Source organism: Phycicoccus mangrovi, from assembly GCF_018729305.1.
In the GTDB taxonomy this organism is placed as follows: domain Bacteria; phylum Actinomycetota; class Actinomycetes; order Actinomycetales; family Dermatophilaceae; genus Phycicoccus; species Phycicoccus jejuensis.
Genome location: NZ_JAHHWP010000008.1, coordinates 179,744 through 194,127 on the forward strand (window position 1 = coordinate 179,744; position 14,384 = coordinate 194,127).

The 14,384-nt window shown below is 76.1% G+C and carries 15 protein-coding genes and 1 riboswitch; of the genes, 10 read left to right on the forward strand and 5 right to left on the reverse strand.

Going from position 1 to position 14,384, the window contains the following annotated elements; genetic code table 11:
• Nucleotides 1-25: 25 nt before the first annotated feature.
• Complete coding sequence (locus KMZ30_RS05680) at nt 26-982, reverse strand: NYN domain-containing protein (RefSeq protein WP_226902046.1); 957 nt, start codon at nt 980-982, stop codon at nt 26-28.
• A gap of 66 nt (nt 983-1,048) precedes the next feature.
• Here KMZ30_RS05680 and KMZ30_RS05685 point away from each other — a divergent pair, with 66 nt between their 5' ends.
• Nucleotides 1,049-2,335 (forward strand): MFS transporter, encoded by a 1,287-nt coding sequence (locus KMZ30_RS05685; RefSeq protein ID WP_308279658.1) that lies wholly within the window; start codon nt 1,049-1,051, stop codon nt 2,333-2,335.
• 79 nt (nt 2,336-2,414) lie between these two features.
• Nucleotides 2,415-3,092, forward strand: a complete 678-nt coding sequence (gene pdxH, locus KMZ30_RS05690) for a pyridoxamine 5'-phosphate oxidase (RefSeq protein WP_215512375.1) — start codon at nt 2,415-2,417, stop codon at nt 3,090-3,092.
• Nucleotides 3,093-3,111: 19 nt separating this feature from the next.
• Here pdxH and KMZ30_RS05695 read toward each other — a convergent pair whose 3' ends face one another.
• From KMZ30_RS05695 to KMZ30_RS05705, 3 genes are all read right to left on the reverse strand, one after another.
• On the reverse strand, nt 3,112-3,642 hold the full coding sequence (locus tag KMZ30_RS05695; protein ID WP_215512376.1) for a hypothetical protein: 531 nt from the start codon (nt 3,640-3,642) through the stop codon (nt 3,112-3,114).
• 140 nt (nt 3,643-3,782) lie between these two features.
• Nucleotides 3,783-4,550 (reverse strand): SDR family NAD(P)-dependent oxidoreductase, encoded by a 768-nt coding sequence (locus KMZ30_RS05700; protein ID WP_215512377.1) that lies wholly within the window; start codon nt 4,548-4,550, stop codon nt 3,783-3,785.
• Nucleotides 4,547-5,287, reverse strand: a complete 741-nt coding sequence (locus KMZ30_RS05705; protein WP_215512378.1) for a hotdog fold domain-containing protein — start codon at nt 5,285-5,287, stop codon at nt 4,547-4,549. Before KMZ30_RS05705 ends, KMZ30_RS05700 begins: the two co-directional genes overlap by 4 nt.
• A gap of 104 nt (nt 5,288-5,391) precedes the next feature.
• Here KMZ30_RS05705 and KMZ30_RS05710 point away from each other — a divergent pair, with 104 nt between their 5' ends.
• The 8 genes from KMZ30_RS05710 (at nt 5,392) to KMZ30_RS05740 (ending at nt 13,749) form a co-directional block, all read left to right on the forward strand.
• The gene (locus tag KMZ30_RS05710; protein ID WP_215512379.1) at nt 5,392-6,582 is read left to right on the forward strand and encodes an MFS transporter; all 1,191 of its coding nucleotides are present in this window, start codon (nt 5,392-5,394) and stop codon (nt 6,580-6,582) included.
• A gap of 59 nt (nt 6,583-6,641) precedes the next feature.
• Nucleotides 6,642-7,340, forward strand: coding sequence for an iron-dependent transcriptional repressor DtxR (locus tag KMZ30_RS05715; RefSeq protein WP_215512380.1), 699 nt, complete (start codon nt 6,642-6,644; stop codon nt 7,338-7,340).
• 118 nt (nt 7,341-7,458) lie between these two features.
• Nucleotides 7,459-8,247 carry a VldE C-terminal domain-containing protein gene (locus tag KMZ30_RS21505; RefSeq protein WP_226902049.1) on the forward strand — a complete coding sequence of 263 codons (789 nt, stop codon included), beginning with the start codon at nt 7,459-7,461 and terminating at the stop codon, nt 8,245-8,247.
• Nucleotides 8,248-8,495: 248 nt separating this feature from the next.
• A riboswitch (cyclic di-AMP (ydaO/yuaA leader) is annotated at nt 8,496-8,660 on the forward strand.
• Nucleotide 8,661: 1 nt separating this feature from the next.
• A complete protein-coding gene (locus tag KMZ30_RS05725; protein ID WP_215512381.1) occupies nt 8,662-9,459 on the forward strand; it encodes a C40 family peptidase in 798 nt (265 codons plus the stop codon).
• A gap of 206 nt (nt 9,460-9,665) precedes the next feature.
• Nucleotides 9,666-9,794, forward strand: a complete 129-nt coding sequence (locus tag KMZ30_RS21510; RefSeq protein WP_226902050.1) for a ParB/Srx family N-terminal domain-containing protein — start codon at nt 9,666-9,668, stop codon at nt 9,792-9,794.
• On the forward strand, nt 9,734-10,162 hold the full coding sequence (locus KMZ30_RS22260) for a DUF3253 domain-containing protein (RefSeq protein WP_308279659.1): 429 nt from the start codon (nt 9,734-9,736) through the stop codon (nt 10,160-10,162). The genes KMZ30_RS21510 and KMZ30_RS22260 overlap by 61 nt, the downstream gene beginning before the upstream one ends.
• 102 nt (nt 10,163-10,264) lie before the next feature.
• Nucleotides 10,265-12,085, forward strand: a complete 1,821-nt coding sequence (locus tag KMZ30_RS05735; protein WP_215512382.1) for an ABC transporter ATP-binding protein — start codon at nt 10,265-10,267, stop codon at nt 12,083-12,085.
• Nucleotides 12,086-12,141: 56 nt separating this feature from the next.
• Nucleotides 12,142-13,749, forward strand: coding sequence for a phytoene desaturase family protein (locus KMZ30_RS05740; RefSeq protein ID WP_215512383.1), 1,608 nt, complete (start codon nt 12,142-12,144; stop codon nt 13,747-13,749).
• Here KMZ30_RS05740 and KMZ30_RS05745 read toward each other — a convergent pair.
• Nucleotides 13,736-14,233: an SRPBCC family protein gene (locus KMZ30_RS05745; RefSeq protein WP_215512384.1), complete on the reverse strand. Its 498-nt coding sequence runs from the start codon at nt 14,231-14,233 to the stop codon at nt 13,736-13,738. The genes KMZ30_RS05740 and KMZ30_RS05745 overlap by 14 nt on opposite strands.
• Nucleotides 14,234-14,384: the final 151 nt, after the last annotated feature.

Here is a 14,384-nt window from a genome sequence, read left to right on the forward strand (position 1 = left end):
GCCGGTCGTGCGGCCCGCCGAACGGTCAGCCGGCGCGGGGGTCGCGCACCGCCATGTCGGGGGAGCCGGCGTCGCGGATCTCGAAGAGCTCCGAGGCCTCGATGAGCTTGCTCAGCTTCGCGTAGCCGTAGTTGCGCGAGTCGAACGAGGACTGGTTGGAGATGCGCTGGCCGACCGTGCCGATCTTCGCCCAGCCCGAGTCGTCGGCCGCGCTCTCGACCGCACGGCGCAGCAGCGCGACGAGCCGGTTGTCGCCGCGCAGCTGGGCGCGGGTCGCGCGCTCGGGGGGCGGGTTGCCGTTCTTCGCGCTCGCGCGGGTCGCCTTCGCCGGGGCCTTGGCCGCCTTCGTCGCCTTGCTCGCGGTCCGGCGGGGGGCGTCCGCGTCGTCGTCCGCGACCGTGGCGACGGTGGCCTTCCCGGCGGTGGTCGCCTTCTTCGTCGCCCGGCGGGGGCTGCGGGTGCTCGTGGCCTCGGTGGTCGCCTCGTCCGTGCTGTCGGCGACGTCGGTGGTGTCGGTGGCGTCGGTCGCGTCCGCCTGGCCGCTCGGGGCCGAGAGCCGGTCGAGGACGAGGAAGCGGGTGCAGGCGCTCTGGAACGGCGCCGGCGTCTTGGAGTCCCCGAACCCGTAGACCGCGACCCCGTGCTCGCGCAGGTGCATGACGAGGGGCGTGAAGTCGGAGTCCGACGAGACGATGGCGAAGGCATCCGGCCGCTGCGTGTGGAGGATCTCGACCGCGTCGACCGCGAGGGCCATGTCGCTGGCGTTCTTGCCCTTCGAGGGGTCGAACTGCTGCATCGGCCGGATCGCGTTCTCGTGGAGGATCTCCTGCCAGCCCTTGAGCTCGGACTTGGTCCAGTTGCCGTAGGCGCGGCGGATGGTCGTCTCGCCGAGGCCCGCCAGCTCGTTGAGGATGACGTCGAGCCGGCGGGCGCGGGCGTTGTCGGCGTCGATGAGCAGCGCGATCCGCGCGTCGTCCGTCATGGTCGCGAGGCTACGCGGGCGCACCGCGCGGCGGGGCCGGTCCGTCCCGTGGGGGATGATGCGCCGGTGCTGCGCTCCCTCCTCCCGGACCTCACCCCCTTCCGGGAGAACCGGGACTACCGGCGGCTCTGGACCGGGTTCACGCTGTCGAACGTCGGCTCGCAGATGGCGGTCGTGGCGGTCGGGCTGCAGGTCTACGACCTCACGGGCTCGACGGCCTCGGTGGGCCTCGTCGGGCTCTTCGCGCTCGTCCCGCTCGTCGTCATGGGCCTCTACGGCGGCGCGCTCGCCGACCACCACGACCGCCGGCTCGTCGGCCTCGTCGCGACGCTGGTCGCCAGCGCGACGAGCCTCGTCGCCGCCGCCCAGGCGTGGGCCGGCAACACGTCGGTCTGGCTGCTCTACGGCATCGTGGCGGTCTGGAACGGCGCCTTCGCCGTCTCGTCGCCGGCGCGCACGAGCATCTACCCACGCATCCTCGAGCCGGCGCAGCTGCCCGCCGCCAACGCGCTGTCGGTCTTCGCGATGAACACGGCGATGACGGCCGGGCCGCTGCTCGCCGGCGTGCTCGTGGACCGGGGCGGCTACCGGTTGGCCTACACCGCCGACGCCGTGCTCACCCTCGCCGCGGTGACCAGCCTCTGGCGGCTGCACCCGATCCCGCCCGACCGCTCCGACGCCGGGGACGACGGGCCGCGGCGGGTGGGGCTGCGCTCGGTGCTCGACGGGTTCGGGTTCCTGCGCACGGCCCCCAACGTGCGGATGACCTTCGTCGCCGACATCGCCGCGATGCTCCTCGCGCAGCCGCGCGTGCTCTTCCCGGCGGCCGGGGCGGTGATCCTCGGCGGCGGCGCCACGACGGTCGGGGCGCTGTACGCGGCGACCGCCGTCGGCGGCATCCTCGCGATGACGCTCTCGGGGCGGCTCGGCGGCGTGCGCCGGCAGGGCCTGGCCATCATGGTGAGCGTCGCCGGCTGGGGCGTCGGCATCAGCGGGCTCGGCGTCGCGCTCCTGGCCGCCGACGGGCTCGTGTCGCGCGAGCACGCGCTGCTCCTGGCCCTCGCGGCGATGGCGGTCGCCGGCGCCGCCGACGCGGTGAGCGCCGTCTTCCGGACGACGATCCTCCAGTCCGCGGCGCCCGACCGGATGCGCGGTCGGCTGCAGGGCGTCTTCATCGTCGTCGTGGCCGGTGGCCCGCGGCTCGGCGAGCTCGCCGGGGGCGGGGTGGCCGAGCGCGTCGGCGAGGGGTGGACCGCCGTGGGCGGCGGGCTCGCGTGCGTCGCCGCCGTCGTGCTGCTGTCGGTGTGGCAGCCCGGGTTCCTGCGCTACGACGCGCGGCGGCCGACGCCCTGAGCGGTCCGGCCTGTACGGGGGGACGGCGGTCGTGCGCAGGGCCGCTCGGGCCGGGGGTGGCCGGTCCTAGGGTGGCGGCATGGACCCACGACGCATCGACTACACGGGTGACGGGCTCGCCGAGGAGCAGCTGCTGGAGACCCCCTACGCCCAGGTGAGCGCCTGGGTCGACGACGCGGTCCGGCGCTCGGACGAGCAGGGCGACGTCGTCGAGCCGCTGGCCGCCTCCGTCGCGACCGTCGACTCGACGGGGCACCCCAACGTCCGGACCGTGCTCCTGCGCTTCCTCGACGAGCAGGGGCCCGGGTTCGTCACGGCCCTGACCTCGACCAAGGGCCGCGAGCTGACGGCCACCCCGTACGCGGCCGCCGGGCTGACGTGGGCCGCGATGTACCGCGCGGTCCGGTTCCGGGGGCGGGCGGTCCAGCTCGAGCGCGACGCGGTCGAGGAGTACTGGGCCTCACGGCCGTGGGGCTCGCGCATCTCGGCGTGGGCGTCGGACCAGTCGCGCCCGGTCGGCTCGCGCGAGGACCTCGAGGCCGCCTACCGCGCGCGGGCCGAGGAGTTCCCCGACCACGGCTCGCCCGACGACGTGCCGCTGCCCGACTTCTGGGGCGGCTTCCGCATCGTGTGCGACGAGGTGGAGCTGTGGGCCGGCCGCCGCAACCGGCTGCACGACCGCATCGTCTACACCCGCGTCGGCGAGGGCGACCTGTCGGACGCCGCGTCGTGGGAGGTCTCGCGCCGCCAGCCGTGACCCGGGGGTGCGTCGGGTCTCAGTGGCGCGCGCGGACGGCCGTGAGGAACCCGGCGGCCTTGCGGCGCACCGACGCCGAGCGGTGGGTGGTCTGCACCTCGAGCAGGGCGACGACGTCGTCGGTGGGGACGTGCCCGTCGCGGTGCAGCCCGACGAGCGTGGTCATCGACTGTGCCGCGACGATCCAGTCGACGTCGGCGGTCCGCAGCCGGTCGGTGAGCCAGCGGACCGCCCGCGCCCGCTGGTCGTCGTCGAGGTCGAGGAGCGCGAGCAGCTGGGCGACGTGCCACTGGACGGACGGCTGCTCGCTGCGCGCCAGGTCGTCGAGGACGTGGGGGAGGTACGGCTGCCCGAGGGCCGGCCGTCCGCGGACGAGCTTCTCGAACGTGTCGACGGCGCGCATCCGCACCCACGGGTCGTCGTGGGAGATGCACGCGACGAGCTCGTCGAGGCGCGCGGGGTCGGCGCGCAGGAGGGTGAGCACCTCGCCGGCGCGGCCGAGCGAGTTCGAGCGACCCCCGACGGAGAGCACCTCGGCGAACGGCTCCACGCCGCCGAGCGTAGGGCCGGGTGGGCTGTGCGGGGGAAGGGCGCGCCTCACCCGGGAACGGTTCCGGGGTGAGGCGCGGCCGTATCGGGTGACCCGATACGCGAGAGGCGCGAGGGACGGGTGGGGTGGGGCCGGCCGGGTCAGGAGGGGACGCGGTGCACCTTGTGCGGCGCGGCCTGGGCGCGGGGCTTGATGACGAGGAGGTCGACGTTGACGTGCGCCGGCCGGGTCGCGACCCACGCGACGGCGTCGGCGACGTCCTCGGCGACGAGCGGGCCGGGGACGCCCTCGTAGACCTTGTCGGCGCGCTCCCGGTCGCCGTCGAAGCGGGTGAGCGAGAACTCCTCGGTGTGCACCATGCCGGGCGCGACGAGGGTGATGCGCACCGGCTGGTCGACGAGCTCGAGCCGCAGCGTCTCGGTCATCACGTGGACCCCGTGCTTGGCGACGGTGTACCCGCCGCCGCCCTCGTAGGCGACGAGCCCGGCGACCGAGCCGACGTTGACGACGACGCCCTCGCCGGCCGCGACGAGTGCGGGCAGCAGCGCCTTGGTCACCTGCAGCGTGCCGAGGACGTTCGTGTCGTACATCCGCCGCCACTTCTCGACGTCCGCGGCGGCGACGGGCTCCAGGCCGAGGGCGCCCCCGGCGTTGTTGACGAGGACCGCGACCCGGTCTCCGGCGGCCTGCGCGAGCCGCTCGACGTCGGCGGGGACGGTGACGTCGCAGGCGACCGCGACGCCGTCGAGCTCGGCGGCGAGCGCCTCGACCCGCTCGGCGCGGCGCGCGGCGCAGACGACCCGGAAGCCGTCGGCGGCCAGCCGCCGGGCGGTGGCGGCGCCGATGCCGCTGCTCGCTCCGGTGACGACGGCGACGGGGCGCTCGCGCCCGGTGGACGAGGTGCTCACGGCTGCTCCTTCGGGCGGACGGACGCGGGGTCGACGGCGACCCAGGTGGCCTCGGCGCGGCCGAGCATCTCGCCGTCCGGGGCGTGGAGGGTGCTGGCCGACCAGTGCCGGCGGCCCTCGGCGCCGCGCTGCCAGGCGGTGACGACGAGCCGCTCGCCCGGCGCCGGCACGCGCCAGACGCGGGCGGTCATCGTCCCGAGGACCATCGGCCGCCCGGCGATGCCGGCCGACCAGCCACCGGGGCAGTCGAGCGCGGCCCAGACGACGGCGCGGTCGACGTCGTCCGGCACGGTCCACGGGGCCGCGTAGCGGCCGGTGCCGTCGTCGAGCGGGCCGGGACGCAGCCGCAGGCCGTCGCACTCGGCCCGGCCGGGGCCGCAGGAGAAGCAGGTGGGGAAGGGGTGGTCGGTCGCGCCCTCGTAGCGGGCCTGCGCCGCCTCGGCCTCCTCCGGGGAGGCGGGGGAGGGCACGGGCTCGTCCAGCTCGGGCACCGCGGTGCCGGTCGCGACGAGGACGTCGCCGTCGAGCAGGCGCAGCACGGAGGTGCCGGTCAGCGGGTCCGGGTCGTCGCCGACGACGGCCATCGGCCGGTCCAGGGGCGGCGGCGCGGACAGGCGTACGCTCACGGCGGGCAGGGCGCCGGAGGTGCGGACGTGCGCGGCGAGCGAGCCGCTCACCCACCCGCCGTTCCCGGACTCGGGGGGCCCGCAGAAACGGCGGGGGACGGTCAGCTCCACCCGGTCAACGTACCCACGCCCCCGCGGGCCGTCCTGTTGCGTGCGTCACGCGGACGTGGTTGTCTCGATGTAAACAATCTTGATGTCGAGAGACAGGAGGGCGGATGGGCGACGCGGAGTTCTCGCTGCGCCGGATCGCCGTGCCCGCGTTCGGGCCGACGGCCCTGTGGTCGGTCGGCATCGGCGCGGTCCTGCCGGTCATCGCTCTCAGCGCCCGCGACCTCGGGGCCTCGGTCTCGGTGGCGGCGCTGTTCGTCGGCATCGGCACGGTCTCCGAGCTCGTCTCGGCGGTCCCCGCCGGCGTCGTCGTCGACCGCCTGGGGGAGCGGCGGGCCCTCGTGCTCGCCGGGCTCGCCGACGCGGCCGCCTCCCTGCTCGCGCTGCTCGCCCCGTCGCTGTGGGTCCTCGCGCTCGCCGTCGTGCTCACCGGGCCGACCGGTGCCGTCTTCCTCCTCGCCCGCCAGTCCTTCCTCACCGCCGCCGCGCCGGTCCACCTCCGGGCCCGGGCGATGTCGACGCTCGGCGGGGTCGCGCGGATCGGGCTGTTCGTCGGGCCGTTCATCGGTGCGCCCCTCGTCGCGGTCTTCTCGCCCCAGGCGGCCTTCGGGGTCGCGGTGGCGGGCGGGCTGGCCGCGGCGGCGCTCGCGGCCGCCTCCCCGGACCTCGGGGCGCACGGCCCCGGACCGGGCGACGCGGCGAGGGTCGACCGGGTGCCGGTCCGCGAGGTCGCCCGGCGGCACCGGGCCGTCCTGCTCACCGTCGGGGTCGGGGTGCTGGCGATCGGCCTCGCGCGCTCCTCGCGGGTCGTCGTCGTCCCGCTCTGGGCCGAGCACGTCGGGCTCACCGCGGCGCAGACCTCCCTCGTCTTCGGGGTCGCCGGCCTCGTCGAGGTCCTCCTCTTCTACCCGGCGGGCTCGCTGATGGACCGCTGCGGGCGCATCTGGGTCGCCCTCCCCGTCACGGTGCTCCTCGGGATCGGCCTGCTCGTCCTCCCGCTGACGAGCACGCTCCTCGCCGTGGGGGCGGTGGCCGTCGTCATGGCGGTCGGCAACGGCCTGGGGTCCGGCATCGTCATGACCCTCGGCGCCGACGCCGCGCCGGAACAGGGGCGTGCGCCCTTCCTCGGCCTCTGGCGGCTCCTCTCGCTCGTCGGGCACAACGGCGCCTCGATCGTCGTCGGGGCGCTCGCGGCGGTCGCGTCCATCGGGGCCGCGAGCGTCACCGTCGGGGTCCTCACCGTGGCCGGCGGGGCGTGGCTCCTGCGCTGGCTCCCGCGCTACGAGCCCGAGCGCTGAGCCCACGGGCCCGGTGCGTGCGGACGGGCCCGACGGCGGGTGAGATTAGGCTTGCCTGCGTGACCGACCTCATCGACACCACGGAGATGTACCTCCGCACCATCTTCGAGCTCGAGGAGGAGGGCATCACACCGCTGCGGGCCCGGATCGCCGAGCGCCTCGGCCACTCGGGACCGACGGTGTCGCAGACCGTCGCCCGGATGGAGCGCGACGGCCTGCTCGCGGTCGCCGGCGACCGGCACCTCGAGCTGAGCGAGCACGGCCGCCTCCTCGCGACCCGCGTCATGCGCAAGCACCGGATCGCCGAGCGCCTCCTCGTCGACGTCATCGGCCTCGAGTGGGAGTACGTCCACGACGAGGCGTGCCGTTGGGAGCACGTGATGTCCGACCGCGTCGAGCGCAAGATCCTCGCGATCCTCCCCGACCACCTCGAGTCGCCCTACGGCAACCCGATCCCCGGCCTCGACGAGCTCGGCGAGACCGGCGACGTCGTCGACTTCCGCTCCGGCCTGCGCACGCTCGACGAGGTCGCCGGCGCCGAGACGCAGGCGGTCGTCGTGCGGCGCATCGGCGAGCCCGTCCAGGTCGACCACGAGGCGTTGTCCCTGCTCACGAGTGCCGGACTGCTTCCGGGACAGCCCGCGCGGGTGCGCCGTGACGGCACCCGCGTCGTCGTCTTCCGCGAGGGTGCCGAGGAGGCCACCGGGGTCTCGCTGCCGGTCGACATCGCGGGCCACGTCTTCGTCGCGCCGGCCTGACCGGGCGGACCCCTCGCGCTCGTCCGACCGGCCCCCGCGCGTTACCGAAACGTGACTTCGCGCGATGCCTCACGTACGGTGGCCGCTGAGCCGTACCCGCCCCGGAAGTAGATCTGCTGTGTCCTCACCCTCTCGTCCCCCTGGTCGTCGCCGTGCGCCCGGCCGCGTCAAGCGCCTGCCCGACGGGTTCACCCGCGTCGGCGCGTCCTGGGCGGCCAAGTCCGCCGCCGGGCTCTGCGTCGTCGGCGGCGCCGCCGTCGCACTGACCGTGCCGGCCGACCTCGCCGGCGCCGAGACCGAGCCCACCGCGGCCGTCGCCGCCGTCGACGCGGGGGTCGCGGCCGCCGTCGCCGACCGCTCGGCCGACGCCCCCGCCGCCCGCTCCGCGCGCCGCGAGGCCGCGCCCGCCGCCGTCGCCCCCGAGGGCGCCGCGCCGGTGCGCCCCGACGCCCTCGGCGTGGCCGGGATCAAGGCCGTCGCCAAGCCGAAGCCGAAGCCCAAGCCGGAGCCCGTCGCGTCGGCCGACGCCCCGGCGGGCGCGCAGGCCCCCGCCGCCGGCTCGTGGGACGGCGCCGTCTCCTCCAAGTGCACGAACATCGGCCTCATCCCGGACGCCGTGCGCCTGTGCTCGGCGGTCGACGCCGCGCTCAGCCCCTCGGTCATCGGGGGCCGCCGTGCGACCGCCGACGAGCACGGCACCGGCCAGGCCATCGACTTCATGACGAGCGGGGCGCAGGGCGACGCGATCGCCGCCTACGTCCAGGCCCACGTCAGCGAGTTCAACGTCAAGTACCTCATCTGGCAGCAGCGCTACTGGGCGCCGGGCGAGGGCTGGCGCCTCATGGAGGACCGTGGCTCGCCCACGCAGAACCACTTCGACCACGTCCACGTGACGGTCAACTACTGATCGTCGCGCGCTGCGCGAGCTCGACCACGGCGTCCCCGGTCCGTCCGGGGGCGCCGTGGTGCGTTCCGTGGCCACGCCCGACCGACATCGTTGTCATCGGTGGTGCACGAGCCCAAGAACAGCCTGAGAGGACACTCCGTCACCTTTTTGTGACCTTCCCGTGACCGCTGTTATGGTCGACGCGGTCGCCGACCCGGACGACGACCACCGCCGACGGGCCCGCCGAGTCCTGCCCCCGTCGAAGGGTCAACTCTCACGAGCCGCTGGCAGGAGCGGGGGAACCACTTGCGGCGTCACGACCCCGGTCGAGGCGCCTTGGGGTGAAGCCGGAACGGTCCGACGAGGACCGCGACGGCCGGGCAACCTCAGCCCGAACCCGACAGCTCACCTCGTAGGCATCTGAGAGGTCCATCCGTGTCCGAGCACACCCACGGCCGGCATCGCCAGGCCGCGCGCTACAACCCCGTCTCCGAGCTGTCGACGATCGTCAAGGCCGCCGGCGAGACCGGGGCCCGCGTCTCCGCCGTCCTCGCCGCCTCCGGTGGTCTCGTCGCCACCTTCGCGCTCCCGGCCCACGCCGCCGGTGCCCGCACGGAGGCCGCCGCCACCCACAGCACGACGACCGCCGCCGCTCCCGCCGCGTCGCTGCGCGCCGCGGCCGCCGCCCCGGCCGTCGTCGCCCCGGCCGTGGCCGCGCCCGCCGCCAAGCCGACCGCGACCTTCGGCGTCGCCGGGGTCAAGGCCGTCGCCAAGCCGAAGCCCAAGCCGAAGCCGAAGCCGGTCGTCCAGGCCGCCGCTCCCGCGACGTCCACCGCGGCCCGCTCCGAGAGCGGCGCGAGCCGCTCCGCGCAGCGTGCCCCCGTCGCGAACGTCGCGCAGTCGGCCAGCGGCGTCGTCAACATCGCCCGCACGCTCCTCGGCATCCCGTACGTCTACGGCGGCACGACGACCGCCGGGTTCGACTGCTCGGGTTTCACCTCGTACGTCTTCGCCAAGGCCGGCGTCTCGCTCCCGCGCACCGCGGCGGCGCAGCAGGCCGCGGCGACGCCGGTCAGCAGCCCGCAGCCGGGCGACCTCGTGTTCTTCGGCTCCCCGGCCTGGCACGTCGGCATCTACACCGGCAACGGGATGATGATCGACTCGCCGAAGCCCGGCAAGTCCACCTCCGAGCGGGCGATCTTCTCCGGGGTCAGCGGCTACGGCCGCTTCTGACCCACCCACGACCTCGGCGCCCCGGACATCCCTGCCCGTCCGGGGCGCCGTGCCGTGCCCGCACCCCTCGGCCACGTCGGGCCCGGTGCCGGGGCCATCTCGCGGTGCCGGCCCGATCTCGCCACGCCGGTCTGGTCTCGCCACGCCGACCTGATCCCGCGGCGCCCGGGCGGTCGCGCGAGGCCGCCCGCGCGTACGGTGCCGGGATGGCCCCCGACCGCGACGACGTCGAGCGCACCCACGACGGGCGCTACGTCGTCGTCGACGGTCGTCGGTGGCGGGCCACCGACCCCGGCATCCCGACACGCTGCGGGCCGAGCTCGTCGCCGAGCTGATGTCCGCCCGCCGCGCCGTGCGCACGGAGGGCGACGCCGCGCGCCATCGGGTGCAGGACGCCAAGGTGGCGCTCGGCGAGCGCGGTGAGCCCTGGTGGGACGAGCCGTCCGCCGACGGGCTGGCCGACCGGATGGCGGCGACGGCCCGGGTCCTCCTGCGACACCGGCCCGAGGGGACGACCTGCCCGAGCGAGGTCGCCCGGGTCGTCGGCGGGGAGGCCTGGCGGCCGCTGACCGCGCGGGTGCGGGCCCTGGTGCACGACCGCTCCGGGGACGGCGAGCTCGAGGTGCTGCAGCGCGGGGAGCCGGTCGACCGGGACGCCCGGGGGCCGGTCCGCATCGGCCGGGGCCCGCGCTTCCCGGGCTGACCGCCCGACCCCGGTCCCGGCGCCCCGGCGACGGACGGCGTGGGCGTCCGGACAGGGCGTCCGACCACTCGGTTAGGGTGCCCTTACCCGTGCGGCCGGTCCGTGCGCCCTGCCCCGACCCGCGAGGACCCGTTGCCCGAGCTGCCCGCCCCTCCCACCCGTCCGCTCGCCGCGCTCTGGGGGCGCTACCGCCGCCACCGCGGCCGGTTCGTGCTCGCGGTCGCGGTCTCGACGGTCAACAAGATCGCCGACGTCGTGCCCGAGCTGCTCATCGGGGCCGCCGTCGACGTGGTCGTGCGCGGCGACGCCTCGTTCGTCGGGGAGCTGCTCGGTGTCGAGTCGCGCCAGGCGCAGCTGGTCTGGCTGGCGGTCGTCAACGCCGTGGTCTGGGTCGTCGAGTCGGCGAGCGAGTACGTCGCCGCGCTGCTCTTCCGGGGCCTCTCGCAGGCCGTCGAGCACGACCTGCGGGTCGACGCCTACGACCACGCGCAGCGCCTCGACCTGCGCTGGCACGAGGGCCGGGCCTCGGGCGCGACGCTGGCCACCGTCAACGACGACGTCAACCAGCTCGAGCGCCTGCTCGACGTCGGCTTCCCGGCCATCTGGCAGACGGCGCTCAACGTCGTCGTCGTCGGGGTGGTGTTCGCGGTCGCGTCGTGGCAGCTGCTGCTCCTCGCGTTCCTCCCCATCCCCGTCATCGTCGTCGCCTCGTTGCGCTACCAGCGGGTCCTCGAGCCGTACTACCTGACGGTGCGCGAGGGGGTGGCGCGCCTGTCGGGGGTGCTGTCGGCCAACCTCGGCGGGCTCGCGACGATCAAGGCGTTCACGGCCGAGGCGCGCGAGCGGGACCGGGTGCGGGAGGCGTCCGCGGCCTACCGCGACGCCAACGTCGAGACGATCCGCCGGTCGGCGGCCTTCGTCCCGCTCGTCCGGATGGCGATCCTCGCCGGCTTCACGTGCACGCTGCTCGTCGGCGGCCTCTCGGTGCTCGACGGCGGGCTGGCGGTCGGCCTCTACTCCGTCCTCGTGTTCATGACCCAGCGGCTGCTCTGGCCCCTCACGGAGGTCGCGACCGTGCTCGACCTCTACCAGCGGGGCCGCGCCTCGACCGCCCGTATCCTCGCCCTGCTCGCCGTCCCGGTCGAGGTCGACGAGGGCGAGCACGAGCTCGCTCGGCCCGTCCGCGGCGAGCTGGAGCTGCGGGGCGTCCGGGCGGGCTACGCCGACGGGCCGGACGTCCTCCACGGCATCGACCTGCGCGTCCCGGCCGGCGAGACCCACGCACTCGTCGGGACGACCGGGTCGGGCAAGTCGACCATCCTGCGGCTGCTGCTGCGCTTCGACGACCCGCGCGCGGGCGTGGTGCTCGTCGACGGGGTCGACGTGCGCGGCCTCACGTGGGCCTCGCTGCGCGGCTCGATCGGGTACGTCGCGCAGGAGGTCCACCTGTTCGCGGGCTCCGTCGCCGAGAACCTCGAGTACTCGCGCCCCGGGGCGACGCGCGCGCAGCTCGAGCAGGCGGTGCGGCACGCTGCCGCCGACGACGTGGTCGGCCGGCTGCCCGGGGGCCTCGACGGCGAGGTCGGCGAGCGGGGGCTCACGCTCTCCGGCGGCCAGCGCCAGCGGCTCGCCCTCGCGCGGGCGCTGCTGCGCGAGCCGGCCGTCCTCCTCCTCGACGAGGCGACGAGCGCCGTCGACACCGAGACGGAGGCGGCCATCCAGCGCTCGGTGCGGGAGGCCAGTGCCGGGCGGACCGCGCTCGTCGTGGCCCACCGGCTCTCGACGGTGCGGCATGCCGACCGGATCTGGGTGATCGACGCGGGCCGGGTCGCCGAGTCGGGCACGCACGACGAGCTCGTGGCCGCCGGTGGGCGCTACGCGGCGCTCTGGGCGGTCCAGACCGGCGAGGCGGCGCTGCCGTGACGACCCGGGGCGGCGCGCGGAGTTTTCCGGGCACCGGTGACGGGTAGCGCCCCGAGGTGGACACCTGTGACGCCGTCGTCGTCGGGGCCGGGCCGAACGGGCTCGTCGCCGCCATCGCCCTCGCCGACGCCGGCTGGGACGTCCTGCTCCTCGAGGGGCAGGACGAGCTCGGCGGCGCCGTCAAGAGCACCGAGGTCCTGGCGCCCGGGGTGGTCACCGACCTCTTCAGCGCCTTCTACCCCCTCGCGGCCGCGAGCCCGGTCATCCGCGACCTCGGCCTGGAGTCCCACGGGCTGACGTGGCGCCGCTCGCCGGACGTCCTCGCGCACGTGCTGGCCGACGGCCGGTGCGCCGTCATGCACGACGACCCCGACGGCACCGCCGCCCGGCTCGACGAGGACGCTCCGGGTGACGGCGAGGCTTGGCTGCGGATGGTGCGGCAGTGGCAGCGGCTGCGCGACCCGCTGCTCGACGCCCTCTTCACGACCTTCCCACCGGTGCGCCCCGGGGTGCGGCTGGCGCGCGCGCTCGGCGCCGCGGAGGCCCTCGACCTCGTCCGCCGCCTCGCGCTGCCGGTGCGCCGGCTCGCTGCCGAGGAGTTCCGGGGGACGGACGCGGGGCTGCTGCTCTCGGGCAACGCCGCGCACACCGACGTGCCGCCGGACGCCGCCGGCAGCGCGCTCTACGGCTGGCTGCTCAGCATGCTCGGCCAGGACGTCGGCTACCCCGTGCCGGAGGGTGGCGCGGGCCGGCTCTCCGGGGCGATGGCCGCGCGCTTCCGGGCCGCCGGCGGTCGGGTGATGACGGGGGCCGCCGTCGAGCGGGTCGAGCTGCGCGGCCGGCGCGCGACCGGTGTCGTGCTGGCCGACGGGCGCCGGGTGCGGGCCCGCCGGGCGGTCGTCGCCGACGTCTCGGCTCCCGCCCTCTTCGGCCGGATGCTCCCCGCCGGGGCGCTGCACCCCCGGCTGCGCGCGCGGCTCGAGCGCTTCGAGTGGGACCCCTCGACCCTCAAGCTGAACTGGGCTCTCTCGCAGCCGGTCCCCTGGGCGGCGGAAGGGGCGCGGCAGGCCGGCACGGTGCACCTCGGGGTCGACGCCGACGGCCTCGTCGAGTCGTCGGCCGCACTGACGACCGGTCGCCTGCCGTCGCCGCCGTTCGTGCTCTTCGGCCAGATGGGCGTCGCCGACCCGACGCGCTGCCCGCCCGGCACCGAGACCGCCTGGGGCTACACGCACCTGCCGCGCTCGCTCGGCGACGACGCCGCGGCCGTCGCCGCGCAGGTCGAGGCGGTCGAGGACGCCGTCGAGGCGGTGGCCCCCGGCTTCCGCGACGCCGTCACGGCGCGCCTCGTCCAGACCCCGCTGGACCTCCAGGCGGCGGACGCCAACCTCGACCTCGGGGCCCTCAACGGCGGGTCCTCGGCCCTGCACCACCAGCTGTTCCTGCGACCGGTCCCGGGCCTCGGCCGGCCCGAGACGCCGGTCGACCGGCTCTACCTCGCGTCCGCCTCGGCCCACCCCGGGGGCGGGGTGCACGGGGCGTGCGGGTGGAACGCGGCCCGGGCGGCGCTCGACGCGCAGGGGCCGGTCGGTGCCGCGCGACGCGCGCTGACCCGCACCGTCTGGCACCGGGTGCTCGGGCCGGAGCGGGTCAGCCCCCGCTGACCGCCCGCCTCGGGTGCGGCCGGCCGGAGGGGTCGCGCCGCTCGGCGAGCAGCGCCAGCCGGCGCAGCGACTCGACGTTGCGCGGGTGGATGGCCGCCTGCCGCAGCGGCACCGGGAGGACCCGGGACGGGCCGCTCACGACGTCCTCGCGCAGGCTCACGCGGGTGCCGTCACCCGTGGCGGACAGCTCGATGAGCACGTGCGCCTCTCCGAGCGGCCAGCCACGGGCCCGGAGCAGGAGCATCCGGCCGGGCTCGCAGTCCTCGACGGCCGTGTGGTCCGAGAGCAGCGCCGGCCAGATCCCGACGCTGTGCTCGATGCGGGTGCCGACGGCCGGCCAGCCGGGGTCGACCGCACGCACCCGCGCGGCGCCGACCACCCAGGTCGGGTACGCCCACCCGTCGGCGAGCACGGCCCACAGGTCCTCGGGTCGCGCGGCGACGGTGTGGTGGACGGGGGGCCGGTGGGCGGCGGGGGTCGTCATGCGCTGGGCGGTACCCCTGACCTCTCGCCGGAAACACCGATGGGGAGCCCTGCCCTGCGGGCGGGCTCCCGGAGCCGGTCGAGAACTCCGTGTCACCAAACCCCCGTCCGGGGCCCATCCGTGACACGGTCGTGTTCTCGGTCCAGACCCG

Bases quoted from the DNA above. Each gene is read 5' to 3' on its own strand.
- KMZ30_RS05680 (WP_226902046.1), bottom strand. From the start codon at position 982: ATGACGGACGACGCGCGGATCGCGCTGCTCATCGACGCCGACAACGCC.
- pdxH (WP_215512375.1), top strand. From the start codon at position 2,415: ATGGACCCACGACGCATCGACTACACGGGTGACGGGCTCGCCGAGGAG.
- KMZ30_RS05710 (WP_215512379.1), top strand. From the start codon at position 5,392: ATGGGCGACGCGGAGTTCTCGCTGCGCCGGATCGCCGTGCCCGCGTTC.
- KMZ30_RS21510 (WP_226902050.1), top strand. From the start codon at position 9,666: ATGGCCCCCGACCGCGACGACGTCGAGCGCACCCACGACGGGCGCTAC.
- KMZ30_RS05745 (WP_215512384.1), bottom strand. From the start codon at position 14,233: ATGACGACCCCCGCCGCCCACCGGCCCCCCGTCCACCACACCGTCGCC.